At 68.2% G+C, this 18,766-nt stretch carries 17 protein-coding genes; 10 read left to right on the top strand and 7 right to left on the bottom strand.

Annotated elements, in window-relative coordinates; translation table 11 throughout:
• The first annotated feature begins 53 nt into the window (after positions 1–53).
• From ACI3KU_RS15580 to dxs, 6 genes are all read left to right on the top strand, one after another.
• On the top strand, positions 54–920 hold the full coding sequence (locus ACI3KU_RS15580; RefSeq protein WP_404923230.1) for a serine hydrolase domain-containing protein: 867 nt from the start codon (positions 54–56) through the stop codon (positions 918–920).
• Complete coding sequence (locus tag ACI3KU_RS15585) at positions 917–1,726, top strand: AraC family transcriptional regulator (protein ID WP_404923231.1); 810 nt, start codon at positions 917–919, stop codon at positions 1,724–1,726. Before ACI3KU_RS15580 ends, ACI3KU_RS15585 begins: the two co-directional genes overlap by 4 nt.
• 149 nt (positions 1,727–1,875) lie before the next feature.
• A complete protein-coding gene (locus tag ACI3KU_RS15590) occupies positions 1,876–2,742 on the top strand; it encodes an ABC transporter ATP-binding protein (protein WP_404923232.1) in 867 nt (288 codons plus the stop codon).
• An 11-nt stretch (positions 2,743–2,753) separates the two neighbouring features.
• A complete protein-coding gene (locus ACI3KU_RS15595; protein WP_404923233.1) occupies positions 2,754–3,812 on the top strand; it encodes an iron-siderophore ABC transporter substrate-binding protein in 1,059 nt (352 codons plus the stop codon).
• Positions 3,809–5,938 carry an iron ABC transporter permease gene (locus ACI3KU_RS15600; RefSeq protein ID WP_404923234.1) on the top strand — a complete coding sequence of 710 codons (2,130 nt, stop codon included), beginning with the start codon at positions 3,809–3,811 and terminating at the stop codon, positions 5,936–5,938. Before ACI3KU_RS15595 ends, ACI3KU_RS15600 begins: the two co-directional genes overlap by 4 nt.
• Positions 5,939–6,079: 141 nt before the next feature.
• Positions 6,080–8,041, top strand: coding sequence for a 1-deoxy-D-xylulose-5-phosphate synthase (gene dxs / locus ACI3KU_RS15605; RefSeq protein WP_404923235.1), 1,962 nt, complete (start codon positions 6,080–6,082; stop codon positions 8,039–8,041).
• Here dxs and ACI3KU_RS15610 read toward each other — a convergent pair whose 3' ends face one another.
• The 6 genes from ACI3KU_RS15610 to ACI3KU_RS15635 all read right to left on the bottom strand — a co-directional run bounded on the left by ACI3KU_RS15610 (position 8,042) and on the right by ACI3KU_RS15635 (position 12,796).
• Entirely contained in the window at positions 8,042–8,731 is a 690-nt protein-coding gene (locus ACI3KU_RS15610) for an SPFH domain-containing protein (protein WP_404923236.1), read from the bottom strand.
• 118 nt (positions 8,732–8,849) lie between these two features.
• The gene (locus tag ACI3KU_RS15615; RefSeq protein ID WP_404923237.1) at positions 8,850–9,509 is read right to left on the bottom strand and encodes a TetR family transcriptional regulator; all 660 of its coding nucleotides are present in this window, start codon (positions 9,507–9,509) and stop codon (positions 8,850–8,852) included.
• Positions 9,509–10,018, bottom strand: a complete 510-nt coding sequence (locus ACI3KU_RS15620) for a hypothetical protein (RefSeq protein ID WP_404923238.1) — start codon at positions 10,016–10,018, stop codon at positions 9,509–9,511. Before ACI3KU_RS15620 ends, ACI3KU_RS15615 begins: the two co-directional genes overlap by 1 nt.
• Before the next feature lie 58 nt (positions 10,019–10,076).
• Complete coding sequence (locus ACI3KU_RS15625) at positions 10,077–10,574, bottom strand: hypothetical protein (RefSeq protein ID WP_404923239.1); 498 nt, start codon at positions 10,572–10,574, stop codon at positions 10,077–10,079.
• A gap of 84 nt (positions 10,575–10,658) precedes the next feature.
• Positions 10,659–12,203 carry an FAD-dependent oxidoreductase gene (locus ACI3KU_RS15630; protein WP_404923240.1) on the bottom strand — a complete coding sequence of 515 codons (1,545 nt, stop codon included), beginning with the start codon at positions 12,201–12,203 and terminating at the stop codon, positions 10,659–10,661.
• Positions 12,200–12,796 carry a TetR/AcrR family transcriptional regulator gene (locus ACI3KU_RS15635; protein WP_404923241.1) on the bottom strand — a complete coding sequence of 199 codons (597 nt, stop codon included), beginning with the start codon at positions 12,794–12,796 and terminating at the stop codon, positions 12,200–12,202. The genes ACI3KU_RS15630 and ACI3KU_RS15635 overlap by 4 nt, the downstream gene beginning before the upstream one ends.
• A 20-nt stretch (positions 12,797–12,816) precedes the next feature.
• Between ACI3KU_RS15635 and ACI3KU_RS15640 the strand changes: the two genes are divergently transcribed.
• The 3 genes from ACI3KU_RS15640 to ACI3KU_RS15650 are packed head-to-tail and all read left to right on the top strand — an operon-like array spanning position 12,817 to position 16,962.
• Positions 12,817–14,433 carry an FAD-binding oxidoreductase gene (locus tag ACI3KU_RS15640; RefSeq protein ID WP_404923242.1) on the top strand — a complete coding sequence of 539 codons (1,617 nt, stop codon included), beginning with the start codon at positions 12,817–12,819 and terminating at the stop codon, positions 14,431–14,433.
• Positions 14,426–15,340 (top strand): diacylglycerol kinase family protein, encoded by a 915-nt coding sequence (locus tag ACI3KU_RS15645; RefSeq protein ID WP_404923243.1) that lies wholly within the window; start codon positions 14,426–14,428, stop codon positions 15,338–15,340. Before ACI3KU_RS15640 ends, ACI3KU_RS15645 begins: the two co-directional genes overlap by 8 nt.
• Positions 15,337–16,962, top strand: a complete 1,626-nt coding sequence (locus tag ACI3KU_RS15650; protein WP_404923244.1) for a GMC oxidoreductase — start codon at positions 15,337–15,339, stop codon at positions 16,960–16,962. The genes ACI3KU_RS15645 and ACI3KU_RS15650 overlap by 4 nt, the downstream gene beginning before the upstream one ends.
• On the opposite strand, the gene ACI3KU_RS15655 is transcribed toward ACI3KU_RS15650, so the two are convergent.
• Complete coding sequence (locus ACI3KU_RS15655) at positions 16,959–17,789, bottom strand: LysR family transcriptional regulator (RefSeq protein ID WP_404923245.1); 831 nt, start codon at positions 17,787–17,789, stop codon at positions 16,959–16,961. The two genes, ACI3KU_RS15650 and ACI3KU_RS15655, sit on opposite strands and share 4 nt — an antisense overlap.
• Before the next feature lie 98 nt (positions 17,790–17,887).
• Between ACI3KU_RS15655 and ACI3KU_RS15660 the strand changes: the two genes are divergently transcribed.
• On the top strand, positions 17,888–18,766 hold an 879-nt coding region (locus ACI3KU_RS15660), incomplete at its 3' end, for a DMT family transporter (RefSeq protein ID WP_404923246.1).

Genomic DNA, 18,766 nt, shown 5'->3' on the forward strand with positions numbered 1-18,766 from the left:
TCGGGCCCTTCGCGGCGGACAGCCTCGCTCGGTGGCGATGAAAGAATCGAGATATGGCATCCGCGCAGCACGTTCTCGATCACCTTGTTCGGCTCGCGGAGCACGAGCAGTTCGGCGCACACGGCATTCAGGTCCGCGTGGGGGACGACACGGCGAGGTTCCTCTGGGACGAAGACGTGCGGCGCGACGTTCACTCCGTCGCGAAAGGGATCTGCGTGCTCGCCGCGGGTATCGCGGTTGACGACGGCGTGTTCGATCTGGACGCACCGGTCGCGCAGTACTTCTCGGACCTGGTCATCGCGCCGGAGACCCGCGATGTCACCGTGCGAAACCTTCTCGGCATGGTCAGTGGTGTCGACTTCCCCTGGTCGCCGACGCTGCTGACCGACTGGCCCGATCTGGCCGCGGAGTTCCTCTCCCGCCCCTCTCGGGGTCGCGTGTTCCAGTATTCGAACGCCAGCACCTACACCGCGATGCGCGCCCTCGGCTCCGTGGTGGGCGATGTCGGCTCCTGGCTGGAGGACCGGCTCTTCACCCCGCTGGGTATCGCGACACCGACCTGGCAGCGGTGCCCGAATGGTTTCATCGAGGCCGGTGGTGGTCTCGAGCTGACCCTGGACGAGCTCGCCGTCGTCGGCCAGCTGATCCGCGACGGCGGGCGCTACAACGGGGAACAGCTCGTCTCGCCTGAGCTGGTGCGCACGCTGCACACGGATTGGTCGGAGCATGATGCAGAGCCCTCCTACCGCCGCTACGCGCTCGGGGGATGGGATGGTCCCGGCTCCGCCTGGCGTCTGCACGGCGCGTACGGTCAGCTGCTGATCTTCCACGGCGACGCTGTCGTCACGATCACCGCACACGATCATGAGGGTGCCGATCCGTTCGCCGAGCAGGTCGTCGCGCTGCTGGAGCGTCGATGAGCTCACCGCGCGGCTCCTGGGCGCGGGAACCGGACACCGTGGTTCTGAGCGCGGGGCAGGCGCCGACTGCTGTTCCGGAGCCGTTCGCCATCGTCGCCGAGAGCGCGTACATTCCGGTGCCGCTGGAGTTCGAGCCGCACTCTCACCCACTTCACGAGCTGGTGTGGGTGCGCGGCGGCACGATGACCGTACGCCTCGACGACCAGCTGATGACGGTCCCCGACGGGCACGGCCTGTGGATCCCCGCCGGGGTCGTGCACTCCGGACGCATGACCGCACGCGCATCGCTCTTTGACGCGCTGTTCGATCCGAACCGCTCACGGGTGAACTTCGCTGATCCGGTCGCCGTGGACATCACTCCGGTGCTTGCCGCGCTCCTCACCCACCTGGAACGCACCGACCTCAGCGTCGATGCGCGTGTCCGTGCCGAGGCCGTGGTGTTCGACGTGCTGCTGCCCGCCGAACGGCAGCTGGCGCTGCGTGTCCCGGATGCTCCGCGCATCGGCATCATCGTGCAGGCGCTGACGACGGACCCCACGAACGATCTCAGCCTTGCCGCATGGGCCGAATGTGCCGGTGTCTCCGAGCGGACGATCGCACGGCTGTTCCGTGCGCACACCGGCCTGTCCTTCTTGCAGTGGCGCCAGTCGCTCCGCGTCCACCACGCGCTGACCCTGCTGGGCGAGGGACTCCCGGTCCACGAGATCTCGGATCTGCTCGGGTACTCCCAGCCGAGCGCCTTCATCGCCGCGTTCAAGCGTGTGATGGGGGTCACCCCCGGCGCGTATGCCGGCGGTGATGTCTGAATCGCTACATTCCTTGTCGCGAACGCTCGATTGCAGACAGATGTCTTGCTCCGTAACATCGTTAAGGCAAGGCAACCCTAACTAGCGACATCGATGCACGTGAGCGTGGTCGATGCGGTGCCTGACTCTCATCCACCGCAGGAGCCCCCGTGATCAATGTCGTGCCCGCCGCTGAGGCCGCTCTCCGTGGCAGCGGACTGACGCTCGGCTTCGGTGAGGGCACCGTGGTCGACGGCGTCTCGATCGCATTGCAGCCGGGACGAGTCACAGCTCTGGTGGGTCCGAACGGCTCGGGCAAATCGACCCTGCTGCGCTCGCTGGCACGCCTGCACCCGGTCGCCACCGGAGAGATCACCGTGCGAGCCGACGGCGAGGACGTTCCCGTCCGATCCCTGTCGGCTCGGGACTTCGCCCGGCAGGTGACCCTGTTCGCGCAGTCTCGGACGGCGCCTCTCGGATTGAGCATCCGGGAAGTGGTGGCGTTCGGCCGCCACCCGTACCGTCGCCGTTTCGGTGGTCTCACCCCGGAGGATCGCTCCGCGATCGACGACGCGATGGCGGCGACCGGACTGGCCGACATGGCCGAGCGTGCCGCGGGGGAGCTCTCCGGCGGTGAGCTGCAGCGGGTGTGGCTGGCCTGCTGCCTGGCACAGCAGACCGGTGTGGTGCTCCTGGACGAGCCCACCAATCACCTGGACCTGCGCTACCAGGTGGAGACGCTCGATCTGATTCGGGGCCTCGCCGACGAGCACGGCACGGCTGTCGGCGTCGTCCTGCACGATCTCGATCACGCCGCACGCGTCGCCGACGACCTGCTGCTGATGCAGGGTGGGCGCATTCTCGCCGTAGGCGCACCGATGGACGTTCTCACCGCGGAGAACATCCGTCGCGCCTACGACATCGACGTCGACGTCGCGCTCGATCCCCGTTCCGGACGACTGCGGATCGACCCGATCGGCCGCCGCGCTCCGCGTACTGCGTCCGCCTCCCTTTCCCCGTCCCCGAACCCGTCCTGAGAGGACAGCACATGATTCGCCCCCGTCGCCTGGCAGCCCTTGCCGCCACCGGCCTTGTCGCGCTCACGCTCACGGCGTGCGGCACCACGCAGGTGGAAGCCGCCACAGACGTCTCCGACACCGCCGCCATCTCGGACAGCTGTGCCGCCGACACCACGACCACCGCGACCGGCCCGGTCTCGCTCACGGACAGCCAGGGCCGCACTGTCGAGCTCGACAAGCCGGCGGAGCGTGTCGTCGTGCTCGAGTGGCAGCAGACCGAGGACCTGCTGACGCTCTGCGTCGCCCCGGTGGGGGCCGCCTCGATCACCGACTACGCCACCTATGTCAGCGCCGAAAAGCTGCCCGCGTCAACAGTCGACGTCGGCGAGCGTGGCGAGCCCGATCTGGATGCCATCTACGCCACCGAACCCGACCTGATCATCCTGGAGGCGAACAGCCCCGATGATGAGCTGCTGGCGAAGCTGAGTGCCGGTGACGTCCCCGTCCTCGCGACGATCGGCACGGACACCAGCGGTCAGATCGAGAACATGAAGAACGTGTTCTCCCTCATCGCGGAGGCAACCGGACGCACGGAACGCGCCGATGAGGTGCTGGCCGAGTTCGACGCCCGTCTGGCCGAAGCCAAGGAGGAGGTCGCGGACGCGAAGCTGAAGACCACCGACTTCGTGTTCTTCGACGGCTGGATCGAGTCCGGCAACGTGGTCATCCGTCCCTACGCCCAGGGTGCGCTGTTCACCGAGCTCGGTGAGCAGCTGGGCCTCACGGGCGCGTGGACGAACGACGTCAACAGCTCCTTCGGCAGCGGCGGGGTCGACCCCGCCTATGGGCTCGCGCAGACGGACATCGAGGGCCTGACGGGCGTCGGCGAGGCGAACCTGATCTTCGCCAACGACGGGACGGCGGAGAGCTATGTGAACGAGCTGGAGAAGAGCCCGATCTGGAATGCTCTTCCCGCGGTTGTCGACGGACGCGCGTTCGAGTTCCCTCCGGGCGTCTGGGGTGCGGGCGGTCCGCGCTCGAACATGCAGGCAATCGACGCCTTCGTCGATGTGATCACCGGCAAGTGACCCTGAGTCATCCGGCGACCGGTCGGCCTTCGCACTCGCGGGGGCCGACCGGTCGTGTCGTCACGGAGGGACGTAGCGCCATCGTCGGCGGCGTTCTGACGCTGTTGGCGCTCATCGTCGCCGTGGGAGCCGTCGGGCTGTGGCACCTGACGCAGGGGACGAGTGGCATCGGCGCGCCCGAGCTGCTGCGCGCGCTGGGGGGTGAACAGCTGACCGTTGGCGGCGTCTCCGTGAACGACGTGTTCATCGGCTCCCGTCTGCCGCGCCTCTGCGCCGGCGTCGCGGTGGGCATCGCCCTCGGGGTGGCCGGAGCTCTGCTGCAGTCGGTCACGCGAAACGCCCTGGCGTCGCCGGACACTCTCGCCGTCACGGCGGGCGCGTACTTCGCCCTCGCGGTCGTTGCGGCGTTCGGCATCTCGGTACCGCTGTGGGCATCGTCCAGCGTCGCTTTCGTGGGCGGGATCCTCGCGGCGGCCGTGGTGCTCGGGCTCACCGGGCGCGCCGCCGGGACAGCAAGCACGCGATTGATTCTGTCCGGATCTGCGATCTCGATGGCGCTGGGGGCCGCCACCTCGATGCTCCTGATCCTCTTCAAGGAGAACACCACCGGCCTCTTCGCGTGGGGCAGCGGCTCGCTCTCTCAGCTGAACATCGATGCCTCGGCGCGGGCGACCCCCGTGATCGCGGTAGCCATCGTGGCGGCACTCCTTCTCTCGCGTCGTCTGGATGTTCTGGGGCTCGGCGATGACGCGGCCATGTCGCTGGGCGTCGCCGTGCGCTCGACGCGCGCCCTCTCGATTCTGTGCGCCGTGCTGCTCACCAGCATCTCGGTCACACTGGCCGGTCCGATCGGTTTCGTCGGGCTCGGCGCTCCAGTACTCGCGCGGCTGATCGCCCAGCGCGTGCCAGCGCTGCGCCGGCACCTGTTCCTCGTCCCCGCCTCCGGACTCATCGGCGCACTCCTGATTCTGCTCGCCGATGCCGTGCTGCGTGCGCTGCTCACCCCGGCCGGCGCGACGGTCATTCCGACGGGCATCCCGACGGCGCTCGTCGGGGGCATTGTCATCGTCATTCTCGCGATGCGGCTGCGCGACGCGGGAACCGCACGCCTCGCCGGCAGTGCGCCGTCGCGGATCCGAACGCGGCGGCGCTTCGTCCTCGTGCTGACGGCTTCGGTGGTGCTGCTCCTCGTCGCCAGCGTGATCGGACTCCTCGCGGGCAGCATGTGGCTCCAGCTCGGCGATCTGCGACTCTGGCTCACCGCGTCGGCCCCTGACTTGATCAGTCGGGCCCTCGACGAGCGCGTCGGTCGGGTGTGCGCGGCGCTGCTCGGCGGCGCGGCTCTCGCCCTTGCAGGGGCGATCGTCCAGGGAACCGTGCGCAACCCGCTCGCGGAACCCGGACTGCTCGGCATCACCGCGGGTGCGGGCGTGGGCGCCGTATTCGTGGTCACCACGGGGTTCGCGGGCGGCGGTCGGGCAGCCCTCGTAATCATGGCGGTGCTCGCCGGTCTCCTCACCTTCGCGCTCATCGCGCTGCTCGCGTGGCGCGGTGGACTGCTTCCTGATCGATTCGTGCTGGTCGGAATCGGGATGGGCTACGCGCTCACGGCGGTTACCACCTTCCTCCTGCTGAGCACGGATCCGTGGCAGACCCCGCGGATCCTGACCTGGCTCTCGGGAACCACCTACGGACGCTCCCTCGGCGATGTGCTCCCGGTCGCGATCGTGCTGGCGATATCGATTCCGATGCTGATCGCGGTGCGACGTCAGCTGGATCTCATCGCCGTCGACGAGGACACGCCGCGCATTCTCGGCATTCGTCTGGAGCGGACACGGCTCGTCGTGCTCGCCCTGGCCGCCGTCCTCGCCGCCGTCGCGGTGGTCGCCGTTGGCACGGTCGGATTCGTCGGCCTGGTCGCCCCGCACCTGACCCGCGCTCTGGTGGGTGCGCGACACTCGCGTGTCCTTCCCGTCGCGATGATCCTCGGTGCGGTCCTCGTCCTCGTCGCCGACACGCTGGGACGCACCCTCATCGCACCGTCACAGCTGCCGGCGGGGCTGATGGTGGCACTGGTCGGAGCGCCATACTTCGTCTGGCTGCTGCGCGGCTCCCGGCAGCAGTGACCGGGAGGGGCATCGACGGGCACCGGACCGTCCCGGGGCAGTGCGAAAGCGAACGCGCGCGTTCCCAGATGCGCGTGAGCCCACCCGTTTAGACTGAGACGATGCACGGGACGCTTCCTGCGTCCCGAGAAGGAGTGAAGCATGGCGATCCTGCCCTCCATCTCCGGACCGCGTGATCTGGACCGGCTGAGCTCACGGGAGCTTGCCCAACTCGCGTCCGAGATCCGGGAATTCCTGGTGCAGAACGTCGCCCGCACGGGCGGACATCTGGGGCCAAACCTCGGGGTGGTCGAGCTCACGATCGCCGTGCACCGCGTGTTCGATTCGCCGCAGGACCCGATCATCTTCGACACCGGTCACCAGTCGTACGTGCACAAGCTGCTCACCGGACGTCAGGACTTCTCCGAGCTGCGCGCGCGCGGCGGCATCGCCGGCTACCCGCAGCGCTCCGAGAGTGAGCACGATGTGGTGGAGTCCTCACACGCATCGAGCTCGCTGAGCTGGGCCGACGGGATCTCCCGTGCCTTCACTCGCACGGGCCGCGCAGACCGGCACGTCGTCGCCATGGTGGGCGATGGAGCGCTCACCGGTGGCATGACGTGGGAGGCGCTGAACAACATCTCTGACGACAACGACCGCAACCTGGTCATCATCGTCAACGACAACGGCCGCTCCTACGCCCCGACCATTGGCGGAATGTCGCGCTACCTGAACCGGGTGCGAACCGCGGCCGCTTACAAGGACCTGCACCGCAAGTCCGATCGCTTCTTCCGAGCGTTCGGGCCCGTCGGTCGTGCCGTCTTCCGCGGCGTGCGCGGCGGCACGCACGGCTTCCTCTCCCGCTTCACGAACAACGTGGCCCTGTACTCGAACCTCGACATCAAATACCTCGGTCCCGTCGACGGCCACGACCTGCCGATGCTGATGGAGACCCTGGAGCAGGCGAAGTCGTTCGGCGCGCCGGTCATCGTCCACGTCATCACGGAGAAGGGCCGCGGCTACGCACCGGCCCGTAATGACGAGGCGGACCAGTTCCACGCCGTCAACCCGATCGACCCGCGCACCGGGGAGGCACTCAAGCAGGCGCGCACCGGATGGACGGACGTGTTCTCCGAGGAACTCGTCACCGTCGGGCAGGAACGACCCAACGTCATCGGCATCACCGCGGCGATGCTGCGTCCCACGGGGCTCGCGGCGTTCGCGGAGCGGTTCCCGGATCGTGTGTACGACGTCGGGATTGCCGAGCAGCACGCTGTCGCTGCCGCGGCGGGAATGGCCTATGGCGGACTGCACCCGGTGGTCGCGCTGTACGCGACCTTCATGAATCGAGCCTTCGACCAGGCGCTGATGGATGTGGCACTGCACAAGGCGGGCGTCACGTTCGTGTTGGATCGCGCCGGCGTCACGGGTCCCGACGGCCCCAGTCACCACGGCATGTGGGATCTGGCGATGCTGCAGATCATCCCGCACATCCGGATCGCCGCCCCGCGCGACGCGGATCGACTTCGCGAAGCCCTGCGGGAAGCCGTGGCTATCGACGACGCGCCCACAGTGATCCGGTTCCCCAAGGGCGCCGTCGCTGCAGACCTCCCCGCGCTGGAGCGGCTGTCCGACGGGGTCGACGTGCTGGCACGCTCGGAGTCTGAGGATGTGTTGCTCGTCGGCATCGGTCCGTTCGCCCATCTGGCGATGGACGTCGCTCAGCGTCTGCGTGCGCAGGGCATCGGCGCCACGGTGATCGATCCGCGGTGGGTGGTGCCCGTCGCGGAGTCCCTGGTGGAGCTCGCCGCGCGTCACCGCCTGGTGATCACGATGGAAGACGGCATCCGCGTCGGCGGCATCGGCACGAGGATCCGTCAGGTGCTGCGCGAGGCCGGCATCGACACGGCGGTGGACGAGCTGGGTGTGCCCGACGAGTTCATCGATCACGCCACACGCGAGCAGGTGCTGGAGGACGCCGGACTCACGGCGGCGAAGATCGCGCAGGACGTGGTCTCCCAGGTCCTGGGCACCCGAGTGCCGATGGCACGCCCGCACCCGGACGGTGCCCTCTGGACCGGACAGATCGCCACGCAGACGGGCTCGACCGGTATCGTGCGCTGATCAGCGCAGGGTCGGCAGCATCGCGGCCGCGATCGGAGTCGGATCCTCCGCGCGGGCACGCAGCGCTGTCGAAAGCAGGTAGCCGTCGGTCAGAGCATCGCCGGTGACCATCACCCGCAGCAGTTCGATCCCGCATTCGGTGCGCACTCGCTCGCGACAGGCATCGACCACCGCGGGGGAGAGCAGATCGTTGATCGGGAGCGCCGAGCCGGGCAGACTCCGCACGATGTCTCGTAACGCGGCGCTGACGATGTTGCCCGCGCGCTCCTTCACGCTGACCACATCGAGCTCGAACACGCGCAGGTCATGGCCGGTCACGAGCGGCCGCCAGTCGAAGGATGCATGCACGCGGTGCTGCGTGTCATCGGCCCCTGTGAGTTCGCGAACCGGGAGATCGGTCGAGCGGGTGCGAACGTCAATGATGCGGTACCACCACAGCAGGGGAAACGCGCCGTGGCTGCCGGGAGAGAGCACGACGACGTCACCTGCCGACCCCCGACGGGTGCCGACGCGACGGATGATCGGCTTCCCGTTTCGGGTGCGTATCGCGGCAGACCCCTCATCCACCGTCACCAGGAACAGCTTGATCAGTGCAGGGATCACCAAGAGCGTCCCCGCGACGGCAGTCCCCGTCTTCAGGAGGCCGGCCATCCCGCTGCCGGAGAGGAGGCCGTTCAGAGCGTCGAACACGCGGTGTCCTCGAATGTGGGCTGCTGCACAGCACCATCATGTCGGCCGACGCATCATTCGAGATGCAGATCCGGCAGGTGGGACGCAGCGTTCACCCGCGGTTGGGTGAGTGTTCGCCTCACTCGCCGAGCTTCGCCACATCAGCCATCAGCGGCAGGATCGCACGGCGTACGGGCGGCAGTCTGAGCGCCGGCAGGGCCACTGACAGCAGCCGGATCCCATTGTCGATCAGTCGCCGCGTCCGCTCTCGGCCCGGGGACGTGTCCTGCACCCAGGCGAGGGTGAGCGCTAGGTAGATCCGGTACAGCGCCTCCGGTGCGAGCTGAGCGATCTCCGAGGGAAGACGGTCGGACGAGCCCTCGACGGTCTCGCGCAGCAACGCGATCACGCTGTCGCGGGCGGGGCCGGACTCCGAAGACAGCGGGCTGGCGTCGGATCCAGGCGACAGCGCCGCGAGAGCGAACTCGCTGGCGTGATCGCCGAACGGCTCCAACTGATCGAGGCCGGTCTGCAGGAAGGCTTTCAGGCGCGGCGCCAGCTTCGCCTCGCGCGCGAGAAGCGGCGCGAGGACCGCCCGATGGTCGGCCTGGACCTGCACGTAGAGCTCCTGGATCAGGTGGCTCTTGCTGGGGAAGTGGTAGTACGCGCTGCCCACCGACATGCTGAGTTCATCGGCCAGCAGGCGAATGGTGGTCGCGTCGAAGCCGCGCTGGCGGAACGAGGCGATTGCCGCATCGCGAATCGCCGTACGCGTGCGTTCGCTCTTCGGGGTGGACATCAGGGTGCTCCTTCGGGGGTGGACTGACGGATGCCGTAGCGCACAATGTCTCGGTCGAGATGACGGCGGGTGATCTCCCACCCCGCGACGGCGGCTCCCGCCGCGACGATGGCGACCGGGACCGAGCACCCGGGGAAAGCATAGGCGGGGAGTGGCAGCGCGGCGGCACCACCGGCCATGCAGCCCGCGAGTGCACCGGCCGCCACGCGGTGAAGGCCACGGTGCACGGTGCGGTTCAGGGATCGCTGGATCAGAGTGGCGAGGAGGAAACCGACGGCCATGGGGATCGCGCCAAAGATCACGCCGAAGAACGCGAACATGAACAGGTCGACGAGGACGGACGCTCCGTTCATTTCGACAGGGCCGAGGAATGCGCCGATCACCGCACATGCGGCCGGAAGCGCGATCAGAAAGTAGACGAGAGTGCGAACCGACGCGCGCCACAGTGCGGTGTTGGACATCCGGGGGAACACGTCAACGGGATCCACCGGCGTCGTCAGGCGAGCCATCGTTCCCTCCTCTGCGTATCGAACATGTTCAAAATATCACCGTCTCTACGCGCTGGCGTCAGCCGCGAACGCCATATCGGAGAATGGCGCGGTCGATCTTTCGTCGGGTGACCTCCCACGCGAGACCGGCGGCCACAGAGGCGCTGATCGCCACGATGAGGACGACTCCCACCCGGTATGGCCACGGGAAGTAGGCCGAGAGTAGTGTCATCACGGCCAGCGCCACGACCCCGCCGAGTGTGCTGGCGGTCACTCGGTGGACCCAGCGGCGAGGGCAGTGGTCCAACGTGCGCTGGAGCACCGCCGCAAGCAGGAACGCGAACAGCGTGGGAAGGGTGCCGATGAGAGCGGCGACGAATGTGGTGGCAGGCAACGAAGCGATGAGAGTCGTGACATCGTCACCGGTTGAGCTTGCCAGCATGCTATCCATCACGAGGAATCCACAGGACACCAGGACTGTGAAGTAGAGCAGCGCGAGTGCCGAGGCTCGACACAGCGGGGCGGCAGACATGCGCGGGAACACGTCATCGGGTCCCACAGGCGTTAGAGAGTTCATCGGGAGTACTCTAAATCGAACATGTTCAAAAAATAGCGCGAACGGGCCACTGATGCAATGGGCCGCGACTCGGAGCCCTGGACGTCAGTGCGTGAGGGACGAGAGAGTGTCCTCGACGAGCTCCGACACGGCAGGCGCGGCTGCGGCGCGATCCGCCGGAACCAAGCCGATCCGGGTGCGGCGGTCCAGGACGTCGTCGGCGGTAAGTGCACCTTCGGCGCGCACCGCGAACTCGACCTCGGCGCGAAGCACGTCGACCCCCGGGGCGATTATCGCGGAGGAGTTGCCGAGCTGCGCAGAGGAGAGGACGATGCTCGCCTCGGCACCGAATCGCCACCGCAGCTCGGTCGCTGCGGTCTCCGCGGACGGGGCCGTGGCACCGACGAGCGGGAGTGTTGCCGTCGTACTGGGTCCGACAGGGAGCCCGAAGGTGCGGCACGCGAGGTCGACCGCGTCCTCGGCCATGCGCCGGTAGGTGGTGAGCTTCCCGCCGAGCACGTTCACGAAGTCGGAGGGCGAGAGCGTGACGAGGTGGCGTCGCGAGATATCGGCGCTCGACTCCGCCTCACCTGTATCGATCAGGGGTCGGAGGCCGGCGAACGTGCCGCGCACGGACTCGCGAGACAACGGGTTGCGGAGAACCTGGTTGACGGTGGCGACCAGGAAATCGATCTCCGTCTCGGTGGACGCGGGCACCGCGGGGATCGGTCCTGGCGCGTCTTCGTCAGTCAGACCGATGATGACCCGTCCGAGTTGGGAAGGCAGCGCGAAGACGAAGCGACTCAGCGACCCCGGGTGCGGCACCATCACCGCGGCGGTCGGATTCCCGAGCGCCGCCGCATCGACCACGAGGTGGGTGCCGCGGCTGGGTCGCACGTGGATGCTGTCGTCCAGCGCGCCCGCCCACACACCGGTAGCGTTGATCACGGCACGCGCGCGGATCTCGACCCGCTCGCCAGTGAGCTGATCGACGGCTGCAGCACCGTCGCGGTGCAGGCGTTCCGCACGGACACGGGTGAGGATCGTGGCCCCGTGCGCGGCGGCGGTGCGGGCGACGGTGACGACGAGGCGCGCGTCATCGACGAGCTGTCCGTCGGCCCCGAGCACACCGCCCCGCAGCTGGTGGGGTTCCAGCGCCGGGGCGAGTCGACGAGCTGTGCCGGCGCGGATCAACCGTGGGCGTGCGAGCACGCCATGCGGTGTTCCGGCACGCATGCGCAGCAGATCGCCCATCGCCATGCCCACGGCCCCGCCGAATCGCTGGCGCCAGTCCACGGCGGGGCCGAAGGGGATGAGCTGGGGCAGGGAGCGGATCAGGTGCGGTGCGATCCGAGTCATCAACAGGTGCCGCTCGCGCGCGCTCTCCACGGCGGTCGCGAAATCGCCGGTGGCCAGATATCGCAGTCCGCCGTGGACGAGTTTCGAGCTCCAGCGGCTCGTGCCGAAGGCGAGATCCTCTGCCTCGATGAGCACGACGCTCAGCCCCCGCGACGCTGCGTCCAGGGCCACTCCGACGCCCGTGATCCCCGCGCCGACGACGAGAACATCGCATATGCCGTCGGCGGCATGTTCGAGCGCACCGCGGCGCGTCACCGCATCGGGCAGGAAGGAAGCGCTGGCTCGCATCATGGTCGCAGGTGGCCGTCCAGCGCGAATCGCAGCTCGCGCTGCCACGCGTCGGCATCGAGGAGTGCGGTGACAGTCCCGTGCGAGAGGATGGCTGACTGCGTGATCAGCAGCATCATTGCGGCGATCTCCGTCGGTGCTCCGGATCGGATCGATCCATGCTCCTGACTCCGCGAGATCGACTCGGCCAGCCACTCGAGGATGGCGCGCTGGCTGCTGCCGAACCGCTGCAGCGTATAGCGGGTGAAGACCTCCGGCTCCCGCTCCAGGAGCGCCGCATACATCGCGTCCTCGCGGAATCGCGCCGCGAAGGCGAGGACATCGGTGACCAACTCATCCCGGCCGGATGCGGTCGGGAAGTCCGCCAGAAGGATCATCACACGTCGCAGTAGCGTTGCCCGGACCACATCATCTGCGCCTTGCCAACTGCGGTAGACCGTCGGGCGGCTGAATCCCGAGGTCCGCGCGAGCTCCGCGATCGTGAGCCCGCCCACACCCCGCTGTGTGATCAGCGTCTCCGCGGCATCGAGGATCTGGTGCTGCGTGTCGTCCCAGCGCGTCGGTGTCGGATCCAGCAATGGTTGACGTTTTTCCATGATGTGTCACACTGTAACCCGTGAAGCAGAGTCGCGAAACCACCCCGCACGATCCGCAGATGCTGTGGAACGGCTGGGGTGATCCCGAACGGGCCACGACCCTGCCGCTGGCCGTGCGCGCGTTGCTGCCGGCTCTGCTCGGACGAATCCAGCGTCCGGCACCGGGTCCTGAGCTGGCGGATGTCGTCGTTCGGCCCTCGCGACTGACCTCGGCTCAGCGGACGGCGCTGGAGGGCATCGTCGGCGATGACCGTGTCGATGTCAGTGACGAAGCGCGCGTGCGGCACGCCGGCGGGCGGTCCACCCCGGATCTGCTGCGCCGTCGCGATCGGGAACAGGACGTACCCGATGGGGTCGTGCGGCCCGTCGACCACGACCAGGTCGCGCGCGTGCTGCGGGACGCGGCGGATCTCGACATCGCGATCGTGCCGTTCGGCGGCGGAACCAGCGTGGTGGGCGGACTTGACCCGGAGCCGGGTACGCATTCCGCCGTCATCGCGCTGGATCTCGTCTCGCTGAGCGGCTTGATCGCGCTCGATCCGATCAGCGGGGAAGCGACGCTGGGTGCTGGCACCCGGGGGCCCGAGGCGGAGCGGCTGCTCGCCGAGCAGGGATTCGAGCTCGGTCATTACCCCCAGAGCTTCCGCTACGCGAGCATCGGCGGTTTCGCCGCTGCCCGGTCGTCCGGGCAGAACTCGGCAGGCTACGGGCGCTTCGATGCGATGGTGACGGGCCTCAGGGTGGCAACTCCTACGGGTGAGCTCACGTTGGGGCGTGCGCCGGGATCGGCAGCCGGACCGGACCTCGTCCGCGTGTTCCTCGGCTCCGAAGGTGCGTTCGGCGTCATCACTGAGGTACGAGTTCGCGTGCACGTCCGTCCGGCGGAGCGCATCGTCGAGTCCTGGACCTTCCCCGACTTCGCCACGGGTGTCGAAGCTCTGCGCCAGGTGGTGCAGAGCGGCGCTCAGCCCACGGTGATCCGCCTGTCTGACGAGGTCGAAACCGGAGTCAGCCTTGCGCAGGTGGGCAAGATCGGCCGCGTCCTCGCGCGCGGCGCCAGCGCTGTCACCGTGTTCGAGGGCGATGCCAGCGAAGCTCGGCGCGAGAGCGCAGCGGCCGTGTTGTCCGCGGCAGGGGGAACGAGCACGGGCAGAACCAGCGCCCAGGAGTGGATGGACGGCCGTTTCGACGGGCCGTACCTTCGTGACGCGCTGCTCGGTGCCGGGATGTTCTGTGAGACGTTGGAGACTGCGACGACCTGGTCGAACCTCCACCAGCTGCGTGAGGCCGTCACCACCGCGCTTCGGGAGGGGTTCGCCGAGGCCGGAGCGAAGAGCTTCATCATGTGCCATGTCTCGCACGTATACCCCACCGGCGCCTCGCTGTACTTCACCGCACTGGCGGGGGTGCGTGGCGACCAGCTCGCGGCGTGGGAGCCGGTGAAGCGTCGGGTCGGTGATGCCATCATGGCCGCAGGAGGAACCATCACTCACCATCACGCGATCGGGCGCGACCATGCGCCGTGGCTGGTCGATGAGATCGGCGAGACGGGCGTGCGCATCCTGCGCGCGATCAAGCGGGAACTCGATCCTCACGGTGTCCTCAACCCCGGCGTCCTGGTGCCCGACCGTGACTGACTCGGCTCGCCGGGTCGCGGTCCTCGTGAACCCCCACGCGGGCAAGGGGCGAGGTGCCGAGATCGGTGATGCGGCTATCGCCCATCTGCGTGGGCGCGGAGCAGTGGTCGCGGATCGGCGAGGTCAGAGCGCCTCGGAGGCCGCGAGTCTGCTGAGCGAGCTGCTTGCCGACTTACCGGATGCCCTCGTCGTGGTCGGTGGCGATGGGACGCTGTCGGCCCTCGCGGAGTCGCTGGTGAGCGACGGTGCGCCGCCGGTGGTCCTGGTGCCCGCCGGTACCGGGAACGATCTGGCCCGTGCACTGGGGATCCCGCGAGATGCGCCCCAGGCTGCTGCCGAGGCCGCGCTGAGCGGCTCGACGCGGCGTATCGATGTGGGCGCGATCGCCGCAGCCGACGGCGTGCATCTCTTCCTGACGATTGCCGCGCTCGGCTTCGACGCGAAAGTCAGCGAGCGCACGAATCGACTGCGCTATCCGCGCGGTCGAGCTCGCTACTTCCTCGCCATCGCGATCGAGGTGCTTCGGGTGCGTGCGATGCGGTTCCGACTGGGGCTCGACGGCGCGGAGGCGACGGACCGACCCGGCACTCTCATCGCCATCGGAAACACAGCCAGTTACGGCGGGGGGATGCCGATGTGCATCGGAGCCGATCCGAGCGATGGCCTTCTCGATGTGGTGCACGTCGCGCCACTGTCACCGCTGCGACTGATTCTGCTGCTGCCACGCCTTCTGGCGGGAACTCATCTGGACCGGCCTGAGGCACAGCGACAGCGTGCTCGGGTGGTCGAGGTCTCGGCCCCGGATCTGGTGGTCTACGCGGACGGGGAGCGGATCGCCCAGGGCGCGTGTCAGGTCAGCGTGCGACCGGGCGCGCTGACGATGTTGATTCCCGAGGGGGCAGCGTGACGGTGTTTGACGAAGACGTCGTGGTGATCGGCTCCGGCTTCGGTGGCGCAGTGAGCGCGCTGCGCCTGTCGGAGAAGGGATATCGCGTTCGCGTCTATGAAGCTGGCCGTCGTTTCGAGGACGAGGACTTCGCGAAGACCTCGTGGGACGTCCGTCGATACCTCTGGGCGCCGCTGCTGGGCTGCTTCGGAGTCCAGCGAATTCACCGCCTGCCGCACGTGATGGTGCTCGCCGGTGCGGGCGTCGGCGGCGGATCACTCAACTACGCGAACACGCTGTACCAGCCGGGCGACGCCTTCTTCGCAGATCTGCAGTGGCCCGAGGGACATGACTGGCGGGGCGAACTCGAGGCGCATTACGCGACGGCGCGACGCATGCTCGGCGTCGTGGAGCACTATCCGCACACCGGTGTCGTGGAGCAGATCATGGCCGGCGCTGCGGCAGATCTCGGGGTCGGCGACACGTTTCGGCACGCGCCGGTCGGTGTCTTCCTCGGCATGCCGGGGGTTCGGGTTCCGGATCCGTTCTTCGACGGGGAGGGACCAGATCGAACCGGGTGCACGCTGTGCGGGAACTGCATGGTGGGCTGCCGAGTGGGTGCCAAGAACACCCTGATGAAGAACTATCTGGCGCTCGCTGAGCGGCGTGGGGCGACGATCGAAGCGCTGCGAACGGTCGTCGACGTGCGCGAGCATCCGGGCGGCGGCTTCCTGGTGACCACGCAGCGAACCGGAGCGTGGTTCGCCCACGATCGCCGCACGATCCGGGCCGAGCAGGTGGTGCTCTCTGCGGGGACGTGGGGGAGTCAGCAGCTGTTGCATCGCATGCGCGCGTCGGGATCGCTGCCGCGGCTGTCGGGAGCTCTAGGACGGCTCACGCGCACCAACTCCGAAGCGCTCGACGGTGCGGTCACCACTCGCGTGCCGGAGGGAGCGGGTCTCGCTCATGGTGTGGCGATCACCACGTCCTTCCATGTCGATGACCGCACCCATGTGGAGAATGTGCGCTACGGACCCGGATCCAATCTGATGGGGATGCTCGCGACCGTTCTCGTTCCGGGGGATCGTCGGCTGCCGGGGCGCCTCGCGGCGTTTGTCGGAAAGGTGCTGCGCCATCCGATCCGGGGGCTTCGTCTGGCTTCGCTGCATCGCTGGAGCGAGCGCGGGATCATCGCCCTTGTGATGCAGACTGCAGACAACTCGCTTACGCTGTCGCTGCGCCGGCGTTTCGGTCGTTCCGTGCTGACCAGCGAGCAGGGGCACGGTGAGCCGAATCCGTCGTATCTGCCGGAGGCGCATCGTGCGACCGAGGCCATCGCAGCGCAGATCCAGAAGCACACGGGTGTGCGCGCCGAAGCACGCGGCAGTTGGCCGGAGGTGTTCGGCATTCCTCTCACCGCGCACTTTCTCGGCGGCGCGGTGATCTCCTCTTCGTCTGCGGAGGGCGTTGTCGATCCCTATCACCGAGCGTGGGGGCATCCGGGGCTGTCCGTCGTGGACGGTTCGGCGGTGCCCGCGAATCCGGGGGTGAATCCGTCGTTGACCATCACTGCTCTCGCGGAGCGCGCGATGTCATTCTGGCCCCGCAAGGGGGAGGCAGACTCCCGCCCACCGCAGTCTTAGGCTGCGTCCACGGCGACGGTGGAGCGCATCTCCCGGATGAGTTCGTGCTGGACATCGCGAGGGATGCGATCGGAGAACACCGCGCTCAGCTGCAGTGTGCCCGGCGAGGCGAGTCCGGGCACCGGTGCGAGACCGGGCTCTCGGTGATGTGATCGTGGCAGCGCGGTCATGCCTTCGCCGGCGCGCACCGCCATCAGCAGCCCGGTCAGATCGATGCTCTCGCGCACCAGATCGAGCTCGCGCGCTACCGGCGACCGGAGCAGCGTCTCTCGGACCAGACAGGGGGCCGTGAACGCCACGAGCGCATCCGTGCGTGGCTGCGTCGCCGAGGTGAACCAGTCCAGGGATACTGTCCCGATGGCGACACTGTCCGGTCCGAATCGGCCGTAGCCGAGCACGACGTCCGCGGCACGGGCGCGCACGAACTCCTCGAGGTGCACGGTGCGGTGAAATCTCACGGAGAGGCGCTGGCCGGGCGCATGCGCGGCGAGCACGCGCGACACGGTGCGCATCGTGCCGACACCTGCCATGTTCGTGGAGGCGACGACCAGATCTGCATCGATGCGGCCGCGCGCACGATCCAGCGCGTCGTCGTGAGCCGCGATGATCCGGTAGGCATCGGCGACGAGAGATTCGCCGACCGCGGTGAGCGCGATCGTGCGCCCTCGTCGCACCAGCAGCGGGGTGCCGATCTCTCGCTCCAGTCGCCGCAGGTGCCCCGTGACGGCGGGTTGCGACAGGTGCAGAGCCTCGGCGGCGCGCCCCACCCCGGCGAAGGCAGAGACGGCGAGAAGGCTCCGCAGCTCCGGGATGCCGAGTGTGCTCACCGGTCTAGTCTGCCGTCGGCATCCTGCCTCGCGAGCCATCCATCACGAATCGTGATGGAGATTTCCCTCTCGGAGTGATCGCGGCGCACCGTCGAGACATGCTCAGACCTTCGGTGTTTGCCTCTGCCGCCGCGACCGTCGTCCTGTACGCGCTCAATTACGTGCTGAGCGCGATCGCGGTTCGCTCGGTCGCACCGTTCCTCGTGCTGGTGCTGCGGTGGGCCGTCATCGCCATCGTGTTGTGGCTGATGGTGCTGATCCTGCGGATACGGCTTCCACGGGGTCGCGCTCTTCGGGATGCGATCGGTGTGAACGTGCTGACTCAGGGGGCGCAGTTCATCGCGTCGTATTGGGCTCTCGGACATGGCGCCAGCGCCGGAGTGGTGGCGCTGGTGATCGCCATGAATCCTGTGACGACCGCGGTTGCCACCTCACTCATCCTTCGACGCCGGCAGGGTCCGACCGTGTGGTGGGCGGTGATCGTCGGTGCCGTCGCGGTCATGTTCGCCTGCCTCCCGAAGGTCGCAGCCGATCCGCAGGTCGGGCCGGCGCTCGTCGTGGTGGTGCTCGCTCTGCTTGGACTGTCGGTCGGATCGCTCTGGCAGGGCGAGCGCCTGCGCGGAGAGAGTCCGATCGCGCTGAACGCCATCGGCGCGTGCGTGGGGCTGCCTCTGCTTGCGCCGTTTCTGGTTTCAGCACTGCCGGCGATGCCCGCCGACGGGAGTGTCTGGGGGCTGATCGTGGTGATCGGACTGATCGGGGCTGCTGGGACGACGTGCTATTCGTGGCTCGTGCGGGCCGTTGGCGCCGGGGAGGCGTCGATTGTGTTCTCGGTGATTCCCGCGGTGACCGCAGTGGTGGCCTGGATGATGCTCGGCGATGCGGTCACGGTGCCGGTGGTTGTCGGTCTTGTGCTGGGGGCGGTGGCGTGCCTGCTGCGGGTGCTGCCGTCGCGGCGGGGGCATGCGGTGGTGGCG

The sequence above is a fragment of the Microbacterium sp. ZW T5_56 genome (assembly GCF_044987425.1).
Lineage (GTDB): Bacteria > Actinomycetota > Actinomycetes > Actinomycetales > Microbacteriaceae > Microbacterium.